The following is a 21,814-nucleotide window of genomic DNA, read 5'->3' on the forward strand; positions in this document are numbered from 1 at the left end:
CGTGAAATCTCAGCCCGCCCGTCTGGCAGCACCACATAGCTTTACGACGCCGAGAATTTTACGGTTACGCCGCGCTGGCGAAAGTAGGCCTGCATCAGCTTCCTGCCTGAGCGATTGTTCTGCACGAGCCGTGAAGGGTCGAATACGGCCTCTTTCAGGCCGGCTCGCGTCAACGCTGCCTTCAGATCCGCGATATATAAGTCGATATCGGCATTGTTCGCCTGAAGCGATTCATAAACCCGGTTTGTTGCGTCTGCTACGGTTGGTTCGCTCACGATCACTCCGGTCGCCGTCTGTCAGGCGATTACTATGTTTTTCCGCCCCGATCCTATTGTGGTGAAAATCGCTGGCGTCAATAGGGGAACATGGATTGAAACATTACGACCGGGTCGGAGAGGCGCGATACAGACCATATATTGTGAAACCGGTCAGAGCCCCTGCCTGGCGGGCGATCCGCCAGACCGCCCCGCGAGATGTGTCCGATCCGAATTCTAAAGTGAATGGCGGCCACGGTCTTTTGCTGTCGGCCAGGCTTCAGACCGACACCGACCTGTCCGCGACAGTGGGACCAACATTCCTGACGGCGGTGACCAGTCTCGGAAAGTCTAATCTGGCAACAAGCATGTAGCAAACCATCGATAACCCGTTCGGCACGACGTTGTCACCTATGTCTCCGGGTCGGACATGACGAGACAAGAGTCCGCCGCAACACCTAAGTGATTGAAAAGATTCGACGTCACTGTGATTCACGCAACAAACCTGCAATGATTCACGCATCAGCCCGACTATTATGTAATAAAATCAGCAATTTAAGTTTTTACGAAAATTGGCGATTTGTCGCCAAAAATGCCCAAATGAAGCTTCGGGCGCTGTATCGCGATTGTTCGACAACACCCAAATCGACGGAAGCGCTCACCCGAGAGTCGTGCATAGGGATACCCTTTAGTGTGTTGTGAGCGTGGGACAACATGTAGATCTGTTCCCCATAGACCCAGACCCTCGCCACATCAAGGTCGTCATTTAGACTGCCTGGTACGCTCGAAACACTGGCCATAAGATCCACGAGACTGGTACCCATCTTTCCGCGTCGATCGACAAGCGACGTTCTATTTTGAAGTTGCGCACGCACTTCCATTTGCGATAGCGGATCGTCTTGCGTTCGGCGGATATGATGTTGCAGGCCCGTCGTTCCGAAAGACCCATGACGGTCTTCAGATGCGTAACGGCGTCACGCTGGGCGGCGGGCCCTACCATTTTTTGCAAGAAGCTCGCGGAGTGCGGCCGCATCCAGCATCTGCTCGGCCAGCAACTTCTTTAGCCTGGCATTCTCGTCCTCAAGCGCCTTCAGCCGCTTCGCCTCGGAGACTTCCATGCCGCCGTATTTGGCCTTCCAGTTATAAAATGTTGCTTCTGAAATCCCGTGCTTGCGGCAGAGATCGGCAGCCTTCGCGCCAGCCTCCTGCTCCTTCAGCACACCGATAATCTGCTCTTCCGTAAATCTCTGCTTCTTCATTCGTCCGTCCCTTAATAGGCCGGACCCTTACCCATTATGGAGGAAATTCTCAGTGGCAGGTCAGCCGATTATCAAGGAAACTCCCGAATGGTAGCCTATCAACCAACTTGAAGAAAGCGTGTTGGCAAGTCCCGCCTATGGGTCTGGATTTTCAAATCATTTCCAAAAGGAAATATATTTTTGTCCATGTTTACTTACTTTCGTCGAATGGAATATATTGCTTAAAGGGCCTTTTGGAGTCGGGAGCTTCTCCGCTTGGATAGAGCAGACAATACATTTTGCTGTGATACACGACGGCTAGAGGATAACATGAGTCAGCCGCGCTCATGCCACGAGCAGAACATATACTGAATCCCTTCCCAATATCCTGAGATGTACATTTCTCGCCAGGACAAAAGTACTGTGTTATCCCGGTGTATCCTTTGGAAAAAAACACAACTGGCTTCGAATACATGTCCAGAGACCCAACGGTCTCGGCTAGCTTTTTGTAGGCTTTGTCGACATCACTCTTATCGCCAAAACTGAAAGTCGATGGTGTGTCGTTCGTATAGTCGAACTTAGAAACATCTGTTTCACAGTTCAGAGCGAAAGCCGGTGAGAAAGAAATGATCGCGCCGATCAGTCCGATAAAGATGATATATTGGTGTGATTTCATCAATTTAGGTCAATCCTCCCACTATCAATAACGACACGCTTCTCGCCGTTTACTTCAATCTCGTCAAAATCCAGGAAAAGTTTAGTGTCTGAGATGGCGATTGAACCGTCTTCGTGCATCAAGACATTTGAATTGCCACAGGTTAGGTGAAGTTCACCGTTACTCTGCAATGCGGTGCTGTTTTGGGTCGTTAAAGAGAGTGTGTCATTGCTCATAAGGTTAATACGTGAACCTGCGTTGACGCTGTAGGACAAACCGACATTCGTCGTCATTCCTGCACCAACATTCACTGCATTAAAAACACCCACGCTCTCGGTCTTGTTCTTCTCGACAATGACCGACATGTTACCTTCGCCCGGATTCAGTATTCCGGGAAAGCCGAGTTTTTTGCCACCTCACCTATTCCGCCGGCCAAAGATGTCAACAAGGAAGTCACTATCCTACCAATGCCGCTTGGCCCCACCGTAAGCATCATGTTTCCGCCAATGACCTCCGTGGTGATTGTTTTCCGCCTCAGTTGCACCAATCGTTGCATTTGTTGCAGCGACCATTGGTTTCGTCAGGACATAGAAAAATGTGGTGGGCCCGGAGAGACTCGAACTCCCAACCAAGCGGTTATGAGCCGCCGGCTCTAACCATTGAGCTACAGGCCCTACCTTGCGCTCTGCGCAATATATCGGAGCAATGGTCCTCCGGTATGTCTTGCCTCTAGCCCAAAACTTGTGTCACGACAAGGGATTGCCGCATTGGCTACACAATCAATCGACACAAGGGTATTCCAGAAGAACAACGGAGGAAACCGATGACCCTGCCCCAGCCAGCCAGACTTGCCTGCAGCGCCTTTGCCGGCCTTGCCCTGCTGACGCTCACCAGCGCGACGGCCTTTGCAGCGGGCGAGCCGCGCCAGGCGCTGATCAGCGTTTCCGGCGAAGGCCAGGCGGCTGTCGCGCCCGACATGGCGGTCGTCACGCTGTCGGTCGTCAAGCAATCAAAGACTGCCCAGGATGCACTCGATCAGGATAACAAGGCGATGGGCGCGGTTCTGGCGACCCTGAAGAATGCCGGCATCGCCGAGCGCGACCTGCAGACCTCCGGCTTTGCCATCCAGCCGCAGTATAATTATCCACCTGCAAAGGACGGCCAGCAGCAACAGCCGGAACTGGTCGGCTACCAGGTGACGAACGGCCTGACCGTGCGCGTGCGCGACCTCGGCAAGCTCGGCGGCCTCATCGACCAGGCGGTCGGCCTCGGCATCAACCAGGGCGGCGACATCCAGTTCGTCAACGACAAGCCGGATGCGGCAATCGAGGCGGCTCGCAAGGATGCCATGGCCAATGCCGCCGCCAAGGCAAAGACGCTCGCCGAAGCCGCCGGCGTCAAGGTCGGCCGCGTCATCGAGATCACGGAAAATGCCGTGCGCGCAGCACCGCAGCCGATGATGCGTCCGCTTATGCTCAAAGGGGCTTCGGACACGGCCGTGCCTGTCGCCGGCGGTGAGAACAGCTATAACGTCACTGTCAACGTGACCTATGCGCTCGAGCCATAGGCCGCAGCGCTCACGGCAACGCCTCAAACGAAAGCCGCCCCGGGTTCGAAGACCCGGGGCGGCTTTTTCGTTCGATGTTCACAGACCTCAGCGGCCCATCATCGGGCAGCCGCGGACGTTGGCAAACATGATGGTATCAGGACCACGGCGGCTGAAACCGTTGACGACGACACGGCGCGGCGTGACATCGACGACGCGGGCGCGGCGCAGGCCGTAATCGCGGGCGATACCTTCTGCCTGGCGCGGATCGCAGCCGCGACCACGGAAGCCGGGTGGCGGCATCGGCGGACGGCCGTAATAATCCGGCGGTGGCGGACGGTGATGTCCGGGACCGACGTAGATATCGAGGTTCTGTGCAGAGGCCGAGGTCACCGTGCCGGAAAAGGCACCGGCAATCAGCGCCGCCGTCAGGGCGGCTTTGGCCAGAATAAGTTTCATGTCATCCTCCATGGAGTGTAAATACGATCAGCGCCCACCGCGCCTCCCGCGCAATCGGCGCTGGTGCAACGGCTGGAACCGAAAACGGTTCAGAATCAGCCAAAGGCATCTTCCAGTTAAAAGCAAGTCCCGCGAGACGCCAGATCAAATATCGCTAAGCGGTGCGGAAAGCCTGCCCCCCTATCGGCGCAGCACCGGGCAATCGGACTGGTTGGCAAACACCATCCGTTCCATGCCATGGTGGCTGCGGCCGACGACCACGACGCGGCGCGGCGTGATCTTGGCAATCTCGGCGCGCCTTATGCCGGCGGCCCGTGCCTTGCGCACGGCCATCAGCGGCGAGCAGATGTCGCGACCACGATGTTCGTAACGGACCTTCTCCACCGGAGACGAAAGACCGGCAGCAGAGACCGAGGGCACCATGACCGACACTGCGCTCAACGCAATCAGGCCGGCGGTTCCGAGTTTCGCAAACAGGTTCATCGCATTCACTCCGTTTCCTCAATTTCATTGCCCGACGGATCGGGCATGCGGTGAAACCTAGAGGAGCGAGCTTGAACGACAAGCCAACGGCCCGTTCACTTCATATTCAGCGTTCTCTCCGGAACTTATGCGCCGAGATGCAGTATTACCTCGCGCTGGTGCGGCCGATCCCTGTGTTCGAAAAGGTAGATCCCCTGCCAGGTGCCGAGCAGCAGGCGACCGTTGTTGACGGGAATGCCGATGGACGTCTGCGTCAGCGCCGCCTTGATATGGGCCGGCATGTCGTCGGCGCCCTCGGCAGTGTGGATCACCCAGCGCATGGACGGATCGGAGGACGGTGGCACCAGCCGCCGGAAGAAGGCATCGAGATCGGTCCTGACGTCGTCGTCGGCGTTTTCCTGGATGATCAGCGAGGCCGAGGTATGGCGCACGAAGACGGTGAGCAACCCTTCCTCCGCACCGCTGCGGCGCACGAACGCCGCCGCCGCATCCGTGAATTCGTACAGCCCCTGGCCATGGGTCGACAGCTTGAGAACGGTCTGCGGCATGAAAACTCCTTCGCGCACGGTTTCCCGTGAGGTCGGTCGCGGCGGCGACAAAGTCAAGGGCAGCGAGACCGCCGGCCGGCTATCGACCAGCCGGCGTTCTTTTCAGGCCGGCAAACCCCGGCATGTGCCTTGGCGTACCCGCCCCGTTCAGTCGCTGTGGCTTTCGTGAAAGCCCGCGCTGCCATGGCGCCAGTAGCCGGCCGACTTTATCCAGCCGCGCGGCACGCCGCGTTGCTCCACCAGCACCTTGCGCAAGGCCTTGGCGACATCCGTCTCGCCGGCAATCCACACATAGCCGTCGCCATCAGGCAGGGTCAGGTCGGAAAGCGCGGCGAGCCACGCGGCTGTGTCGCTTGCAGCCGACAGCGGTCGGTGAAGCCATCTGATGTCGAGGTCCGCGCTACTGCTAAAGGCCTGCTCTTCGGCTGGGCCCGTCACGGCGGCGATAACGATGGCGCGCACGCCAGTGCGCAGTTCCTCCAGCCGTCGGCCGATGGCTGGCAGCGCCGTCTCGTCGCCGACCAGAAGGTACCAGTCGAAATCGTCGGTGACGAGGAAGGAACCGCGCGGACCGCCGACCCCCAGCCGGCTTCCCGGCACCGCGTTGACGGCCCAGTCGCTGGCCGGACCGGCCTCGTGCACGGCAAAATCGATCGTCAGTTCCTGCCTGTCGGCATCGTATCGACGCGGCGTGAAGTCACGCACCGGAGACGCGACGACGCCCTCTGCCAGTGGCGTCGCATCCGGTCCGATGGCCGGCCATACCGGTAGCTCCTCGCCGGGTTTGGGAAAGCAAAGTTTGACATGGTCGTCGTATCCGGCGCTGACGAAGCCGGCGAGATCCTCGCCTCCCAGCGTGATGCGCAGCATGTTGGGCGTCAGGCGTTCGGTTGCCGTGACGGTCAGAAGCCGGCGACGCAGTTCGTGCCGAACCCGGCCGATGGCGTGTTTTTCTGTCATGAAATCTCCTTGGTGGAGGCGGCCTCTAGCCGCGATTGATTTCGGCGACGGCGCGGCGGAGGATGTCTGCCAGCCGGCTCGCCTCGTCGGTGGAACAGCCGCGCTTGTGGAACAGCGCCGTCTTGATCGCCAGCCGCGCCACTTCAAGCGCCTCGTGGCCATGAGCCTCCGGGTCCTGCCCCGCTTGTGGACCGCGCCCCTCCATCACGTCGCGCACCGCATCCATCTTGGAACCGATATGGGCGAGATCGTCGAGAATGCGGTCGGCGCCGGCCCTGTCCGCCGACAGCGCGGAAAGACCGGTCTCGGTGATGCGAAACAGCTTCTTGTTACCCTCGGCCTCGCAAACCGCATGACCGATCTCGTCGAGATAGGTGAGCGCCGGGTAGATCATCCCAGGGCTCGGTGTATAGAAGCCGCCGGAAATATCCTCGATCGTCTTGATCAGCTCGTATCCATGGGCAGGCTGTCGGGCCAGCAGCGCCAAAATCAGCAGCTGCAGATCGCCCGAGCTGAGCTTGCGGCCGGCCCGAAAGGCGCCGCTGGCGGCAAACCCGCCCTCGAAACGGCCATGCCCGCCCCTGCCACGTCCGTCTCGTCCATGATGATCGCGCATCACAATTTCCTTACGTAAGATACAACAGAAAACATATCTTAAGATATATCGGCACGGAGCTATTCGCAAGCGAAGATCGATCCAGCGGTCCGATGCGAAAGAAGAACGAAATCCGCCTCCCGGATACAGTTGCGCCGGCCGACGCGATCCTGGGTGAACCGCATTGGCCGGCGCTTGTCAGGTAAAAAGCTTGGACTATTGAAGCGTGGGTCGCTGTGCCTCGGCGACGGCACTGGCTGCCATTTCGCTGTTGGTCTGGCTGCGGTCGAGGCCGGTGGCAACCACGGAGACACGGAATGCGCCATCGAGATTGCGGTCGAAAATCGCGCCGACGACGATATCGGCATCTTCGTAGACTTCATCGCGAATGCGGGTAGCGGCTTCGTCGACTTCGAACAATGTCATGTCCATGCCGCCGGAGATCGACACCAGCACGCCCTTGGCGCCCTTCAGCGATACGTCGTCGAGCAGCGGATTGGCAATTGCCGCTTCGGCCGCCTTCATTGCACGGCCCTCGCCTGAGGCCTCGCCAGTACCCATCATAGCCCGGCCCATGCCCTGCATGACGGATTTTACGTCGGCGAAATCGAGGTTGATCAGGCCTTCCTTGACGATCAGGTCGGTGATGCAGCCAACGCCGGAATAGAGCACGCGGTCGGCGATGACGAAGGCATCGGCGAAGGTGGTCTTGGCATCGGCAATGCGAAAGAGGTTCTGGTTGGGAATGACGATGACGGTATCGGCCGCCTCGCGTAGCCGCTCGATCCCCTCTTCGGCAGCTTCCATCCGGCGCTTGCCTTCGAAGGTGAAGGGCTTCGTTACGACCGCAACGGTCAGGATACCGGCAGCACGTGCTGCAGCGGCGATCACCGGAGCTGCTCCCGTGCCGGTGCCACCGCCCATGCCGGCGGTGACGAAGCACATGTGCGTGCCCTGCAGGTGGTCCATGATCTCGTCGATCGATTCTTCCGCAGCCGCGCGGCCGATTTCCGGCAGCGAACCGGCGCCGAGACCTTCTGTGACCTGCGCACCGAGTTGGATGAGGCGGGTTGCCTTCGACATGGTCAAGGCCTGCGCGTCGGTGTTTGCCACGACGAATTCAGCGCCGCTCAGGCCTTCCGCTATCATGTTGTTGATCGCGTTACCGCCGCCGCCGCCGACGCCGATGACGGTGATTTTAGGCCGCATCTCGGCAATGTCGGGCTTTGTGATGATGGCCATGTGTCGTCTCCCGTGCCCACGGCGCGGTGGGCTTTGCTATCCTGGTGCGCGTCGGAATGGTCGCCCGCGACGACCGCTCCGAATCAATTGGCCCAATGTAGCGGGTTAAAAAGGCTAAGAGCAGGCATATATGCAAAAACAGGTGAAAGCCGTGCAGGATTTTTAAAGCCGCCGAAAGCATCGCGCCAGAGCGGTTGCCGCCTGCCGGCGCGGACCATGTCCGGTCGGACAGGCAGCACGGGCCGGCCTTTTCGCGCCGGCCAGGCTAGAGGGTCAGACCTCGACGGCGTGCGTCCAGCCATGCGGGTCGTTGGTGGCACCCTGCTGCATGCCGACCAGCGCAGTGCGCAATTCCGCCGTCAGCGGCCCGGTTTCGCCATCGCCGATGGTGAACTGGCCGTCCGAATGCTTGATCAGGCCGATACCGGCAAGCACAGCCGCAGTGCCACAGGCAAAGGCTTCGCGGAGCTTTCCGCTCGCCGCATCTGCCTGGAACTCCTCGAACGAGTAGCGCTTCTCCTCGACGCGCAGACCCTTGGCCTCAGCCAGCGCGATCACCGATTTGCGGGTGATGCCGGGCAGGATCGTGCCGCCGAGCGGCGGGGTCACCATGCTGCCGTCCTTCATGACGAAGAACACGTTCATGCCGCCGAGTTCCTCGATCCAGCGATGCTCGGCGGCATCGAGAAACACCACCTGGTCGCAGCCCTGCTTGGCTGCCTCGGATTGCGCAACGAGGCTGGCCGCATAGTTGCCGCCGCACTTGGCAGCGCCGGTGCCGCCATTGGCAGCGCGCGTATAATGCTTTTCGACCCAGACCGACACAGCCTTGCTGCCGCCCTTGAAATAGGATCCGACCGGCGAGGCGATAATGCAGAAGATATAGTCATGCGCCGGACGGACGCCGAGAAAGGCTTCATTGGCGAACATGAAGGGGCGAAGATAGAGGCTCGCGTCGCCCGACGGGATCCACGCCTTGTCGACCCGCACCAGCGTTTCGACCGCCTTGATGAACAGGTCCTCCGGCACCGGCGGCATTGCCATGCGGATGGCGCTGTCGGAGAAGCGTCGTGCATTTTCTTCCGGGCGAAACAGCAGGATACGGCCATCGGCAGTCTTGTAGGCCTTCATCCCCTCGAAGATTTCCTGCGCATAATGCAGCACGGCGCTGGCCGGATCGATCGACAACGGCTGGCGGGCGGTCACCTTGGCGTCGTGCCAGCCCTTCTCTGTGGTCCAGCGGGCAAGCACCATATGGTCGGTGAACACCTTGCCGAAACCCGGTGTCGCCAGCGCCAGCGCACGGTCGGCGTCGGAGACCGGCGACGGGTGAAAATCGATCTTGATATCGGCAATCTTTGAAGTCGTGTCCATTCCATCCACCTTGTAACGCAGCGATCGACCCTGCCGCCCGCCAATGATTCACGGGACAATAACGGGGAATTCCGCAAATGGGCAGTGCTGCCTTGGCCAAAAACGTCGTGAAATCGCGTTATCCGCGTGGGCAGAGCACCAATCGCGCTCCTGCAACATTGCCCTCAGAGAAGAACCGGCGATAGATGACGAAAAGGGCAAGGGAGACGTGCATGCGATTGGGATTTATCGGGACCGGCGCAATTACCGAAGCGATCGTCACCGGCGCGCTCGGTGCAGATCTCGCCATCGCATCTATCCTCGTGTCGCCGCGCAACGCCGACGTCGCAGCCAGGCTCTCTGCCGCCTCGCCCCTCGTCCACATCGCCAAAGACAACCAGGCCGTCGTCGATGGCGCCGACATGGTGTTTCTCGCCATCCGGCCGCAGATCGCCGAGACTGTGGTGCGGGCATTGACATTCCGCGCCGACCAGCACGTCGTCAGCCTGATCGCTGCGACTGACGGGACCGCCCTTTCCGACTGGATCGGAACAGACCTGCGGCTGACCCGGGCGATCCCTCTGCCCTTCGTCGCCGAGCGGCAGGGCGTGACAGCCATCTTTCCGCCGGACGAAGACGTCGCCGCCTTTTTCAACGCGCTGGGATCGACCGTCGAAGCAAGGACCGAGGAGGAATACCAGCTTCTCGGCTCAGCCAGCTCCCTGATGGGAACCTTCTTCGGCATTCTCGAGATCGGCAGCCGCTGGCTGGAAGCGCAGGGGATGCCTTACGACCAGGCGAAGAGCTACCTTGCGCCGCTGTTTGCCAGCCTCGCCGATACCGCCGCCCGGCCGCAAGCACCGGATTTCGACGTGCTGCGCGGTGAATTCTCGACCAAGGGCGGCCTCAACGAGCAGGTCTTTTCCGATTTTACAGCCGCGGGCGGTGCGAAGGCGCTGACCGAAGCGCTCGACGACGTCCTCGCCCGCATCAGGGGCAAGTAGACATCGGGAGAAGCCATCCCGTTCAGCGCTGGCTGGATATCGCGCGGTATTCGGACTTCAAAAGCCCCATCATCGCCATATCCCATCTTTCATCGCCGACACGGGCGCAGGAGCGACGCACGCCTTCATGCACGAAACCGAGCTTTTCATAGGTGCGGATCGCGGCGCTGTTGAAAGTGTAGACGTTCAGTTCCAGCCGCTCCATGCCCTCGATGGCAAAGGCATGTGTAACGACTGCCGAAAGCATGGACAGGCCAAAACCACGACCGCGTTCTTCAGGCGCTATGGCGACGCGCGCCGGGCGGCCCACACCATTTCGGCGATCCAGCGCCAGTTGCACGTGGCCGACGATGCGGCCATCCAGCGCCCGCGCCGTCCAGATCAGCCGCTCGGGCGCTTCCCCTTGCGTCTCGGCCAGCATCGCCTCGCACTGGGTGATATCGAGCGGAAACGCCAGCGTCGGACCCGCCCACTGGATCAATTCGACCTCGGTACCAAACCAGCCAATCAGTGCCTCGAAATGCCGCGGCGAAAACGCCTCGAGGGTTACTGCCTCAGCCATTCAAAGTCTCCACCTTGGCGAGCGCCGGGAACAACCTCATCCACGCCAGCACCACCACGATTGTTCCAATACCGCCGATGACGCCTGTCGCCACCGGCCCGAGGGCCCCGGCCAGCATACCCGATTCGAATTCACCGAGCTGGTTCGACGTACCTATGAACAGCGAATTCACCGCATTGACCCTGCCGCGCATCGAATCCGGCGTCAGCAGCTGGACAAGCGAACTGCGTACGACGACGCTGACGGTATCCGACGCACCGACCACCAGCAGCGCCAACACGGAAAGCGCGATGTTGCTCGACAGCGAGAAGACGATGGTGGCAAGTCCGAAAATGGCGACGGCGAGCAGCATCGTCTTGCCGACCCCGCTTTGCATCGGCCGGCGCGCCAGCACGATCGACATGGCAAGCGCGCCAACGGCCGGTGCCGCCCGGAGGAGGCCAAGCCCCCAGGGACCGGCCTTGAGGATGTCATGGGCGAAGATCGGCAGCAGCGCCGTTGCTCCGCCGAGCAGCACCGCAAACAGGTCCAGCGAGATAGTGCCGAGCATGATCGGCCGGCTGCGGATGAAGGCGACGCCGGCAAACACCGAGCTTAGGGTGACCGGCGCACGCGCCACCGGCACCCGGCGCGCCATGCGGATGGAGATGACGTTGAAGCTGGCGACGGCAAACAGCACCGACGCCATGACGAAAGGTGCCACCGCATCGAGGCCGTAGAGCAGTCCGCCGACCGACGGGCCGATGATCAGCGCCGTCTGCATCATCGATGTCGAGGTGGCGATGGCTTTCTGCAACAGCGGCGCGGGCACGATATTCGGCAAAAGCGCTGCCATCGTCGGCCGCTCGAAGGCCTGCACGGCCCCGAGCACAGCAACGGCGGCTAGGATCCCGGCGGGCCCGAGCCAGTCGCGCCACACGGCGATGGCAAGTACCACCGCCGTGACCGCCTCGACGATCTGGCAGGCAAGGCCGATGCGACGTCGGTCGAAGCGGTCCGCGACATGGCCGACGACGAAGGTGAGGATGACCATCGGCAGGAACTGGCAGAAGCCGACGAGGCCAAGGGCATAGGCACTGTGGGTCTGGTCGTAGATCATCCAGCCGAGTGCGACGGTCACCGCCTGGAAGGAAAGTTGCGAACAGACCCTGGAGGCAACAAAGGAGAGATAGGCGGGGTTGCGCAGCACGCTACCCCCGGCAGGTTGATCGCTGTCCATCGGATGTCCTCGGGAACACCGGCCGCCTGATACAGGTCGACGCGGAGACTGCCATGGGAGACTTACTTCTCCTGCTCCGCTCGAAACACCGATTTGTCAATTCACGAAATCCGGCGTCTCTCCGAAAGACACGACGGCGACGTCGTGGAGCGCAGCTGTCGACAGCCTCTCAAGGCGCGCCCGAACCGCCGCGTTCCGGCGGACGCTCGAGAGAAGAGCCGGGCAGGATGTCGTCGAGCGTTTCGAGCACTTTCTTCACCTGATCCGAGCGGCACGAAAAATAATCCGTATCAACCCGCCTGGTACAGACCACCAGTCCCGCACCACGAAGCGCACCGAGATGCTTGGAACATGCCCCGCTGCCGATACCCGTTATTAGCGCCAGCGCGTTGAGCGGCAATTCACGCTTCAGCAAGATCCTCAGGATCAGCAGCCGGTCGCGATCTGCAAGTGCCGCCAGCAATGCCGCGCCGTGCTCGAAAAAAGCACTGTCTCTCAAGGGTTCATCTGAAGGCATCAAGGCTCCGCGATCATAAACGACGCCGTACTCGTACGACCGATGTGAATGCCGGCTAAGGAAACTGCATCGTGCCGACCGGGTTGATACGCAGGCAGCGGACGCAAAGTTTCAGGAAATTGCGCGCAATGTCGTCGGCGCATAGCAAATAACCGGACGCAACATCCGATTGAACTCACCGCCAGGCCGCCCACCATCGGGGCTTCGAGCGTGCAACCTCAAGATTAAATTGCCGGCGTTTTCGCTTCCTTAATCACATTTGCCAATATTGCCGAAAAAGCCCGCAGGAGTTGCGCTGATGAACCGGTTGCTTCCTTCAACCATTGTCTCACAGATTGTTTTTGTCACAATAGGGCTGATTTTTCTCGGAATTTCGGCTGTCGCTGGAGCAACGTACTACCAGTTGCGGGAGCGCGTCCTGACGACGGCGGCTGACGATGTCAGGGATGCAAGCCGCGCGATGGCGGTCATCTACAGCGTGAAACTCGCCGGCACGACAGTCGATATACGCGACGGCGAACTTCGCGGCATCGTGCATGATGGCGCCCAACAGGTTTCAGATCATGATCTCGTCGACAAGGTGGCCACGTCGATCGGTGGCGTCGCTACCATCTTCCAGGTCCAGGACGGCGACTACCTGCGCATTTCGACCAATGTGAAGAAGGAAAACGGCGAGCGAGCCGTCGGTACCAAACTAGCCGCCGACCATCCAGCCCGACCGATGCTTGCCGCCGGCAAGCCCTACTACGGCGAGGCCGTTCTGTTCGGAAAGCCGTATATAACCGGCTATTTCCCCATCCGCTCAACCGCCGGCGCGACGACCGGGGTTCTGTTTACCGGCATCCCGATGCAGGTCTATTCGGACCAGATCGATGCGCTGAGAACGCTGATTTTGATTGTCGGCGCTGCCGCCATGATCGCCATCGGACTGCTCGCCTATGTAACAACGGGGCGTTTGATTCGCCCGCTGACGGTCCTCAGAGGCTCAGTACAGGCGATTTCCTCCGGCACGCTGGACGCCGCCATACCTTACCTGTCCCGCCGCAATGAATTCGGCGACATCGCCCGGGCACTGGAAGGGTTTCGCGACAACGCCCGTGCAAAGCAATTGATGGAAGGCGAAAACGCCAGGCAGCGCGCATCCGTCGAGGAAGAGCGGGCTCGCAACGAAAGCGACAAGCGCAGTCTCGACAGCCAGATCGATTTTGCTGTCGAACGGCTCGCCGGCGGCCTCGCCCGGCTTGCACAGGGCGACCTGTCGCATGACATCGACACACCGTTCGCCGGGCGGCTGGAGCAGTTGCGCATCGACTTCAACGGCTCGCTGGTGCGCCTGAAGCAGACGATGGTGCAGATCCGCGAAAATACACTCTCGATCCAGGGCAGCGGCTCAGACATGCGTCAGTCCGCACTCGACCTTGCCAAGCGGACCGAAGATCAGGCAGCATCGCTGGAGGAGACAGCCGCCGCTGTCGAGGAAATCACCGTCACCGTGCGCTCTTCGGCTGACCGAGCCCGCGATGTTCAGCAGGTTGTCGGCAAGACGCGCCAGACCGCCAGCAGTTCTGAATCTGTCGTCAACAATGCCATCGAGGCAATGGGCCGCATTGAAAGCGGCGCGCGGCAAATCGAGCAGATCATCGAGGTGATCGACAGCATCGCCTTCCAGACCAACCTTCTGGCCCTCAATGCCGGCATCGAGGCTGCACGGGCCGGAGATGCAGGCAAGGGATTTGCCGTCGTCGCCCACGAGGTACGCGAACTTGCACAGCGCTCGGCCGACGCGGCAAAGCAGATAAAGGGGCTGATCGACCAGTCGACCGCCGAGGTCAAGACCGGATCGGCGCTGGTGCGCGAGGCCGGCCAGGTGCTGACCAGCATCAGCACGCAGATTGTCGAGATCAGCAAGCACATCGATACCATCGCCACCGCCGCCCAGGACCAGGCCTCGGCCCTGCAGGAGGTGAACAGCTCCGTCAATGCCATGGACCAGATGACCCAGAAGAACGCCGCCATGGTCGCCGACACGACAGCTGCCAGCAACGAACTGGCCGACGAGGCCGACGCCCTGCTGACCATCGTCCAGCAATTCCGTACGGACGACGTAACGCAGGCGACGCCACGGATGGCCCGCGCGGCGTGAGACTTAGGCCTCTGGCAGCAGACCGTGCTGACAGGGTTAAGCACGGACTGACGTATCAAGCATGATGGCCATGCTGATTGTATCGATGAAGCGGCCGTCGATGCGGACGGCTCGCCTGAGAACCCCCTCGGTTGCGAAACCGACCTTCTCGTAGAGCGCGATGGCGGCGACATTGTCCGCATGGACGGAGAGCTCGACGCGGAGAAAATCCCGCTCTCGGGCTTGCTCCAGAGCCGCCTCGATCAATCTCCTGCCGATCCCCCGTCCGCGAAATTCCGGGATCAGCCCCATCGCCAGGCTACCGCGATGGGCGTGGGCAGGGAAAAAATGACGGGTGATGTTACACCATCCCACTGCGCGGTTGTCGGCGATCGCCACCACGTGCGGGTTTTTCCGCCCGATCATATCGAGTACATGCGCACGCATTTCCGCCAGCGAGAAGGCTTCGAGCATCGTCAGATATTTTCGCTCCCGGGCAACCGTGTCGAGGGCAGCGTGGAAGCTTTCGACATGCTCGTCTGAGGTCGCGACAATCTCGATTTCCTGTTCCACGCTCCTGCCTCTTTACCAAAAACTACGCCCCGGGAACACGACGTGTCTTCCATTGGCTACGCGGTATAATTCCATTTATGCGAAACGCAAAATTGACTACCTGGGTTGCGTCGTCGTCGACTTCACACCGAAAACTCACATCGTAAGCCTTGCCATCCCCTAGCACGGGACTACTGGAAACCTCCAAGACATTGCTGGCGATAGCTCTGTATGTCCAAACCACCGGAGTTCCAAGAAGTTGTAGAGCGTGACCAATCTGTGAGGTTAGTTCGGAAGCGCAGAGCCTGGTAAATCGCGCACTCCGTGGCATGCCGCTGGTCGACTGGGTTGCTATGGCATCGCCCGTCTCGCTGCGAGAAAACAGCGTCTTGGCCTTCGTGAGACCTGCCTGTTTGGGGTTTCCACCCGGCTTTGGCGGAGCAGGCTTGCCTTTCGGCAGATCGGAGGGCGGTGCTGGCGCAAGTTCGACTTTGGCACTGTCGGGGCTGTTGGAGGGCGGGCCATTTTTTTCGGCGGAGTTGTTGGGGACATCGACCTGCGGAAGGTCGATTTGCGGCGGCAAAGGCCCTGCCCCGGCCGGAGGATCCATCGGCGACGTATCGGCGAGAGGCGTCTCGCTCGGTGGTTTTGCAGCTGGCGGCTGGTCGCTAGGAGGCGCCTCAGGGGGTGTTTCCGGGTTTTCCGCGTCATCCGGCGTTTGCGCCGCTGCGGCATCTGGCTTGACATTAGTCGCATCAGCCTTTGCTGCCTCGTCAGGCGTCGCCGGTTTGGTATCGCCCTCGGCGCTGCTGCCGTCCTCCGATTTTTTCGGCCCGGCATCCTTGTCGCCATAACGGAACGCCCCATCGAGCGCGCGGACCTGTGACTGCCGGGCGGGAGGCTCTGCCTTCGGGGGCTCCTCGGGCGGCTTTTGCTCTGGAGGTGGCGGCTTTTCCTCCGGCGCCTTCTCAGCTGGCGGCGGCGGCGGCGGCGGTGGTGGCGGCGGTGCCGGCTTTTCCTCTGGCGGCTTTTCAGCCGGAGGCGGCGGCGGGGGCGGTGGCGGCGGTTCGGGAGGAGCCGGCGGTTGCTCGGCTTTCGCAGGTTCGGCTGGTTTGGCCGGTTCGGGCGGCTTTTCCGGCTCCGGCATTTTCAAAGGCTCGGGCGGCTTTTCAGCCGGAGGCTTTGGCTCCGGCGGTTTCGGCTCTTCCGGCGGCGGCACCAGTTCGACGCTGACGGTATCCTCCTTGGCGGGCTCCGGCATCTTCACGGCGTCCGGCAGGAAGAACAAAGCTACGACCAGCACATGCACGACAAGCGAGGCAAGCACCACCCAAAGCGTCTTCCGCCACCGCACAAGCCGTTCGCTCGCCATGCTTCAGTGCCGGTCAAGCGACGCGTCGCCGCCTGGAAAATATGCCAGAATACCAATCATACGAATTCCTTAACGCCTGCCGACTTGCGAAGATACCGGATTCTCGATCACCATCCCGTCAGCAGACAGAGAGAGCAGAGATGGGGATTGCGGGACGGCGCGTCCAGCCATGACCGACAGAGCTCGCGAAATTGCCGCAAGATTGCCGGTCTTCGAGGCTGCGGCACTCCTGTGTGACCGACATGAGCTCGGGATACGCGCCGCCGGCGCTGCATCTGACGATTGCCATGGACGCGTCCCCAACCCTGCTCACCTTCGACCATCTTCTCCTGAAAGCCGCGTCGAGCCTTGGCCACCCCAGCCCGCCCCATAAAAAAACCCGGCCAGTGAAAACTGACCGGGTTTCTGTTGGTAACCTCTCGCAAAACCTCAGCTGTCGAGGAACGAGCGCAGCTTGCGGCTGCGGCTTGGGTGCTTGAGCTTGCGCAGCGCCTTGGCTTCGATCTGGCGGATACGTTCGCGTGTGACCGAGAACTGCTGGCCGACTTCTTCCAGCGTGTGGTCCGTGTTCATGCCGATACCGAAGCGCATGCGAAGCACGCGTTCTTCACGCGGGGTGAGCGAGGCCAGCACCCGGGTCGTCGTTTCGCGAAGGTTCGCCTGGATGGCGGCGTCAATCGGCAGCAGCGCGTTCTTGTCCTCGATGAAGTCGCCGAGATGGCTGTCTTCCTCGTCGCCGACAGGCGTTTCGAGCGAGATTGGCTCCTTTGCGATCTTCAGGACCTTGCGGACCTTTTCGAGCGGCATGGCGAGCTTTTCGGCCAGTTCTTCCGGCGTGGGCTCGCGGCCGATCTCGTGCAGCATCTGGCGCGATGTCCGGACGATCTTGTTGATCGTCTCGATCATGTGCACCGGAATGCGGATCGTCCGCGCCTGGTCGGCGATCGAGCGGGTGATCGCCTGGCGGATCCACCAGGTCGCATAAGTCGAGAACTTGTAGCCGCGGCGATACTCGAATTTGTCGACCGCCTTCATCAGGCCGATATTGCCTTCTTGGATAAGGTCGAGGAACTGCAGGCCACGGTTGGTGTACTTCTTGGCGATGGAAATGACGAGACGCAGATTTGCCTCGACCATTTCCTTCTTGGCGATGCGCGCCTCGCGCTCACCCTTCTGCACCATGTGGACGATGCGGCGGAATTCCGAGATGGAAATGCCGGTTTCGGTCGCAAGGCTCTGGATATCGCCCCGGATGTCGAGGATCGTCTTGGCTTCGCTCTCGGCAAACTGCTTCCAGCCGCGGCCGGTCAGGTTGGAGATGAAGGTCATCCAGTTCGGATCGAGCTCGGCACCGGAATAGTGCTCGAGAAAACTGTCGCGCTTGACGCCGTAGGATTCCGACAGGCGCAGCAGCTTGCCCTCGTTCTGCACGAGACGCTTGTTGATGTCATAAAGCTGCTCGACCAGCGCATCGATGCGGTTCTGGTTGAGCGACAGCGACTTGACCGACTTGATGAGCTCGTCTTTCAGCTCCTTGTAGCGGCGCTCCTGGGCCGACGACAGGGCGCCGGCGGCAGCAAGACGCTGCTCGACCTGCTGGTCCTGCAGCTTGCGCAGCTTCTTGTAGGTCTCGGCAATGGTGTCGAGGGTCAGCATGACCTGCGGGCGCAGCTCGAATTCCATCGCGGCAAGCGAAAGGCTGGACTCGTCGTCCTCCTCTTCCTCTTCCTCGCGCTGGCCTTCGCCGCCGACATTGGTGATGTCGTCGTCGCCGAAGCGTGCCTTGCGGGTCTTTTCCTTTTCCTCGGCGAGCTTACGGTCGGCCTCGATCTTCTCAGGCGACTGGAATTGCGGAGCGGCCTTTGCTTCCGGGCCGGAATAGGTGGTTTCGAGATCGATGATCTCGCGCAGCAGCGTCGTGCCCTCGTTGAGCTCGTCGCGCCAGATGATCAGCGCCTGGAAGGTCAGCGGGCTCTCGCAGAGACCGCCGATCATCGTCTCGCGACCGGCCTCGATGCGCTTGGCAATGGCGATTTCGCCCTCGCGCGACAGAAGCTCGACAGAGCCCATTTCGCGCAGGTACATGCGCACCGGATCGTCGGTGCGGTCGGTCGGCTCTTTCTTCTTGGCGGTGGCCAAGGCGGTGCCAGCCGAAGGCGCAAGCTCGCCGCCTTCGCTCTCTTCCTCGTTATTGTTGTCATCGTCGTCGGAAGAGGCCGGCGTGCCGGGCTCCTCGACGTCCTCGTCTTCCACGACGTTGATGCCCATGTCCGAGAGCATGGCCATCGTATCTTCGATCTGCTCGGAGGTGACTTCCTCGGACGGGAGGACGGCATTGAGCTCGTCCATCGTCACGTAGCCGCGCTTCTTGGCGGCCTTGATCATCTTCTTGACCGCGTCATCGGAAAGATCGAGAAGCGGGCCGTCGGAGGCGCCGTCGCGTTCGACTTCAGCTTCTTCGTTTTCTTTGACTTTGGTTGCCATCTATATAGTCGCTTTCCCTGACGCTGCCCTGCCTGCGGTTGGGCTTGAGAGCCCCGGGCAAAAAACTCGCCCGCCGCAATTGTTCACGAACACCTACGGAATGATCTTTAATTCCGAATTAACCACGCGCGCCCAAAAGCTCAAGGCCAGACGGTTCACCTGGCGAACTGCTGGACATTTCTGCCCCATGACGCGCGAGACCTTCTCTGCCTGAAATGGTGATTCCCACTATTTCCCTTCCCGTCAAGCTATTCCGCGAAGAATGATGCGGAAAACCCGGAAAAAGCCCGACATACATGGGCCGACTTGGCACGGAGGCCGGTATGGGTGGGATATGGGGAGGATTGGGGGGAAAGACAAGGGTGGGGGTGGGAGGGGTGAGGCCCTACCATTCAGATAACTTGAAGCGCGCGCATATCGGATCGAACGGCACCGTTCTTACGTCGCGGAAAAATCCGAGAAAAGCATTTTTAGTTCCGCCGCGATCCAATCATGCGCAAGGGTAAGCGCCGGAGTTTCACCTGTGAAGCCACCGGTCGGAGCGTAGCCATCAAACGCAGGCAATTGTCCAGACCTTGTCTCAACAGTCACATCAGACGGCCTACCCAACTTATCCAGTCGTGACAGAACATTTTGGTAATGCCCATTAAATTCAACCCGCCGACTACTACCGATGTCAGGTCCTGAAACAGGCTGAACAACAACTTTGGGATCAGTGTAGCTTTCAACAGGAATCCACCACTGCTTCAGTTGCCAATCCCCATCTTCTGAACCATTCAATCTCAGGCACCACTGAATTGGCCTAATTAGATATCCCTGCATTTCGTCGCGGATAGAGAGAAAACTGAATTGAACAATCTCAACAAATATTTTTTCTGCGCGCTCATATGTCTCAATAAGTGCTTCGGGCGCTTTTCCAATATCAATTCCGCCGCATTGGCCAGAATATTTTGTCCACCAAACATCAATTTGGACGTCACCAGCGTCTAGGCAGATTTGCAAGTCATCTAACAGCGCGCTGATAGCGAAATCTCTGTTGTCACTCCCGAAATCACTAACACTGACAAAACTCTCCCTTGCAGGATCGAGAGCCATCTTGATCGAAACAAGATCAATGCAGTCTCGCGGGAAATTTTCCTGCTCAACCAATATCCTCATACGAGACACTAACCGCTCTCGGGAAAGGTTAACTCCACCCTTTAACTTTCGCCCTTTAATAATATTCTTGAGGGTTTCACGTAAGACTCCGACACCGATCGCGCGGCCATCGTCTGGCTTTAATCTTGAAAGTAGGATATTTACATATCGTTGACGAAAACGGGTATCAGTCTGACCCAATGAGACCCGAGCATCATTTACTGAACGCATTTGGAACGAGTATGAGACGCTCGACAAACGGGTGTCCAACATTCCTTCTATACCTAATCCACAATTGTTAACCCCTACTTCCTCAAGACAAATTTCATCCCATAACTCTGGAAAATAGGCTAAACTTGTCCCCTCGAAGCCATCAAGAATGTCTTGCAACACATTTTGTTGAGCCTCCATCTCCGGAAGCTGGAATAGCATGGAAGACGCGTCGGCTCGAAATTTGAAAGCTCCAAGATATTCGCATATGCCAGACTGGCTGAGACGTTCCCACAGCGCACGTTGGTAGTGGGGATTGGGTATTTGGCCCATCAGCAACGTTGCTAACAATGAATCGTTTCGAAAGGTAGTCCGCTCGGTAGAGGTCCTAAATTCTTCTAGCGAGAGCGATGCAAGATGCTTCGCCCTTAAAAAATCCGCCAGCGCCTCATGTACAAGCTCGACATTGCTCTGCGAAATGTTAAGCGCATCAGATTGCACCAACGCATTAAAAATCTCCTCATCGAAACCAGCTTTTATTAACATACCAAAGGCGGCTATGTTTGAAAGTGGCTCGACAAGGCTCTGCTGCGCAAGCAAAAGCAGGGCTGCTTCACGCCGCACACGTATTGCAGGCGACCCATCCGACCATCCCAAAAACTTTGTCAGCCAGTCATCAAAGAGCTTTGTTAGTGTTTCTGGGCGACTTCCAAATTTGCTGTAGTGTTCACAGATTAACCTGAGGAATAAAGGGTGCCCCAACCGAGCATTGAGCGCCTTCGGCAAATCCCACGATATATTGTGAGCTATTCCTGAAATTATGCCCTTCTGGAACTCTTGTCTTTGTTCGTAGTCCAGCTCCTTAAGTCTGACCGCGGGGAGGTAGACATCAGCCGTAGCGGATGGACGTGAAAAGACGAATAGGACAACTTTCGGAAAGTCGCGTCGAATGGCAGAAATTTCTGCGGCAATGTGTGCTCTACGTGAACTCTGGACTCTCTCTAACCCATCGCAGAATATTATCGCGCCATCCTGCCTACAGACATCCCGCCATTTAGAATCTGTAATATGTGGACAATGCGCATTGATCCGCTCATGGGCATATTTGAAAATAGAGATCCCTTCTGCCACCAACTCTACTAAGGGAACTTCAACTGGAATTTTATTACTGGCAGATTTAGAATAAGATCCGACGGCAACATGAAAAAGATGCTCACATAGCTGAGTTTTGCCGAATCCGGATGGTCCGGTTATTAAAGCGCCCTTAGGAAATTCTGCTTGCAACTCGGCGCTTGAAATTGT

The 21,814-nt window shown here is 59.3% G+C and carries 19 protein-coding genes, 1 tRNA gene and 1 pseudogene; 3 read left to right on the top strand and 18 right to left on the bottom strand.

Annotated elements, in window-relative coordinates; genetic code table 11:
• Window positions 1-41 precede the first annotated feature (41 nt).
• The 4 genes and pseudogenes from PR018_RS09490 to PR018_RS09505 all read right to left on the bottom strand — a co-directional run bounded on the left by PR018_RS09490 (window position 42) and on the right by PR018_RS09505 (window position 2,821).
• Window positions 42-278 (bottom strand): hypothetical protein, encoded by a 237-nt coding sequence (locus PR018_RS09490; protein ID WP_142823608.1) that lies wholly within the window; start codon window positions 276-278, stop codon window positions 42-44.
• An 859-nt stretch (window positions 279-1,137) separates the two neighbouring features.
• Window positions 1,138-1,513: pseudogene (locus PR018_RS09495) on the bottom strand (transposase); the annotation flags it as partial.
• 654 nt (window positions 1,514-2,167) lie between these two features.
• Window positions 2,168-2,512: a hypothetical protein gene (locus tag PR018_RS09500; RefSeq protein WP_224127743.1), complete on the bottom strand. Its 345-nt coding sequence runs from the start codon at window positions 2,510-2,512 to the stop codon at window positions 2,168-2,170.
• 233 nt (window positions 2,513-2,745) lie between these two features.
• Window positions 2,746-2,821 (bottom strand) — tRNA-Ile (locus tag PR018_RS09505).
• A 149-nt stretch (window positions 2,822-2,970) separates the two neighbouring features.
• On the opposite strand from PR018_RS09505, the gene PR018_RS09510 reads away from it, so the two are divergent.
• Complete coding sequence (locus tag PR018_RS09510; RefSeq protein WP_142823269.1) at window positions 2,971-3,714, top strand: SIMPL domain-containing protein; 744 nt, start codon at window positions 2,971-2,973, stop codon at window positions 3,712-3,714.
• A gap of 87 nt (window positions 3,715-3,801) precedes the next feature.
• Here PR018_RS09510 and PR018_RS09515 read toward each other — a convergent pair whose 3' ends face one another.
• From PR018_RS09515 to PR018_RS09545, 7 genes are all read right to left on the bottom strand, one after another.
• Window positions 3,802-4,152 (bottom strand): hypothetical protein, encoded by a 351-nt coding sequence (locus tag PR018_RS09515; protein WP_142823270.1) that lies wholly within the window; start codon window positions 4,150-4,152, stop codon window positions 3,802-3,804.
• Between the two features lie 180 nt (window positions 4,153-4,332).
• The gene (locus PR018_RS09520; RefSeq protein ID WP_142823271.1) at window positions 4,333-4,635 is read right to left on the bottom strand and encodes a hypothetical protein; all 303 of its coding nucleotides are present in this window, start codon (window positions 4,633-4,635) and stop codon (window positions 4,333-4,335) included.
• Window positions 4,636-4,760: 125 nt separating this feature from the next.
• The gene (locus PR018_RS09525) at window positions 4,761-5,183 is read right to left on the bottom strand and encodes a secondary thiamine-phosphate synthase enzyme YjbQ (protein ID WP_142823272.1); all 423 of its coding nucleotides are present in this window, start codon (window positions 5,181-5,183) and stop codon (window positions 4,761-4,763) included.
• 147 nt (window positions 5,184-5,330) lie between these two features.
• Window positions 5,331-6,143, bottom strand: a complete 813-nt coding sequence (locus PR018_RS09530; protein ID WP_142823273.1) for a siderophore-interacting protein — start codon at window positions 6,141-6,143, stop codon at window positions 5,331-5,333.
• Between the two features lie 25 nt (window positions 6,144-6,168).
• Entirely contained in the window at window positions 6,169-6,759 is a 591-nt protein-coding gene (locus PR018_RS09535; protein ID WP_142823274.1) for a PadR family transcriptional regulator, read from the bottom strand.
• Between the two features lie 195 nt (window positions 6,760-6,954).
• Window positions 6,955-7,980: a cell division protein FtsZ gene (gene ftsZ, locus PR018_RS09540; RefSeq protein ID WP_142823275.1), complete on the bottom strand. Its 1,026-nt coding sequence runs from the start codon at window positions 7,978-7,980 to the stop codon at window positions 6,955-6,957.
• Window positions 7,981-8,253: 273 nt separating this feature from the next.
• Window positions 8,254-9,354, bottom strand: a complete 1,101-nt coding sequence (locus PR018_RS09545; protein ID WP_142823276.1) for a branched-chain amino acid aminotransferase — start codon at window positions 9,352-9,354, stop codon at window positions 8,254-8,256.
• A gap of 212 nt (window positions 9,355-9,566) precedes the next feature.
• Between PR018_RS09545 and PR018_RS09550 the strand changes: the two genes are divergently transcribed.
• Window positions 9,567-10,337: a pyrroline-5-carboxylate reductase gene (locus PR018_RS09550; protein ID WP_142823277.1), complete on the top strand. Its 771-nt coding sequence runs from the start codon at window positions 9,567-9,569 to the stop codon at window positions 10,335-10,337.
• Between the two features lie 22 nt (window positions 10,338-10,359).
• Here PR018_RS09550 and PR018_RS09555 read toward each other — a convergent pair whose 3' ends face one another.
• The 3 genes from PR018_RS09555 to PR018_RS09565 form a co-directional block, all read right to left on the bottom strand.
• Window positions 10,360-10,899, bottom strand: coding sequence for a GNAT family N-acetyltransferase (locus PR018_RS09555; protein WP_142823278.1), 540 nt, complete (start codon window positions 10,897-10,899; stop codon window positions 10,360-10,362).
• Entirely contained in the window at window positions 10,892-12,118 is a 1,227-nt protein-coding gene (locus tag PR018_RS09560) for an MFS transporter (protein ID WP_142823279.1), read from the bottom strand. The genes PR018_RS09555 and PR018_RS09560 overlap by 8 nt, the downstream gene beginning before the upstream one ends.
• Window positions 12,119-12,287: 169 nt before the next feature.
• A complete protein-coding gene (locus PR018_RS09565) occupies window positions 12,288-12,635 on the bottom strand; it encodes an ArsR/SmtB family transcription factor (protein ID WP_142823280.1) in 348 nt (115 codons plus the stop codon).
• Between the two features lie 298 nt (window positions 12,636-12,933).
• Here PR018_RS09565 and PR018_RS09570 point away from each other — a divergent pair, with 298 nt between their 5' ends.
• Window positions 12,934-14,778 carry a methyl-accepting chemotaxis protein gene (locus PR018_RS09570; RefSeq protein WP_142823281.1) on the top strand — a complete coding sequence of 615 codons (1,845 nt, stop codon included), beginning with the start codon at window positions 12,934-12,936 and terminating at the stop codon, window positions 14,776-14,778.
• Between the two features lie 36 nt (window positions 14,779-14,814).
• Here PR018_RS09570 and PR018_RS09575 read toward each other — a convergent pair whose 3' ends face one another.
• The 4 genes from PR018_RS09575 to PR018_RS09590 form a co-directional block, all read right to left on the bottom strand.
• On the bottom strand, window positions 14,815-15,330 hold the full coding sequence (locus PR018_RS09575; RefSeq protein ID WP_142831457.1) for a GNAT family N-acetyltransferase: 516 nt from the start codon (window positions 15,328-15,330) through the stop codon (window positions 14,815-14,817).
• Between the two features lie 22 nt (window positions 15,331-15,352).
• Window positions 15,353-16,681, bottom strand: a complete 1,329-nt coding sequence (locus PR018_RS09580; RefSeq protein ID WP_142823283.1) for a DUF930 domain-containing protein — start codon at window positions 16,679-16,681, stop codon at window positions 15,353-15,355.
• A gap of 429 nt (window positions 16,682-17,110) precedes the next feature.
• A complete protein-coding gene (gene rpoD, locus PR018_RS09585) occupies window positions 17,111-19,165 on the bottom strand; it encodes an RNA polymerase sigma factor RpoD (protein ID WP_142823284.1) in 2,055 nt (684 codons plus the stop codon).
• 438 nt (window positions 19,166-19,603) lie between these two features.
• Window positions 19,604-21,796: an NACHT domain-containing protein gene (locus PR018_RS09590; RefSeq protein WP_142831456.1), complete on the bottom strand. Its 2,193-nt coding sequence runs from the start codon at window positions 21,794-21,796 to the stop codon at window positions 19,604-19,606.
• Window positions 21,797-21,814: the final 18 nt, after the last annotated feature.

It is taken from the genome of Rhizobium rhododendri (genome assembly GCF_007000325.2).
Classification (GTDB): Bacteria; Pseudomonadota; Alphaproteobacteria; order Rhizobiales; family Rhizobiaceae; genus Rhizobium; species Rhizobium rhododendri.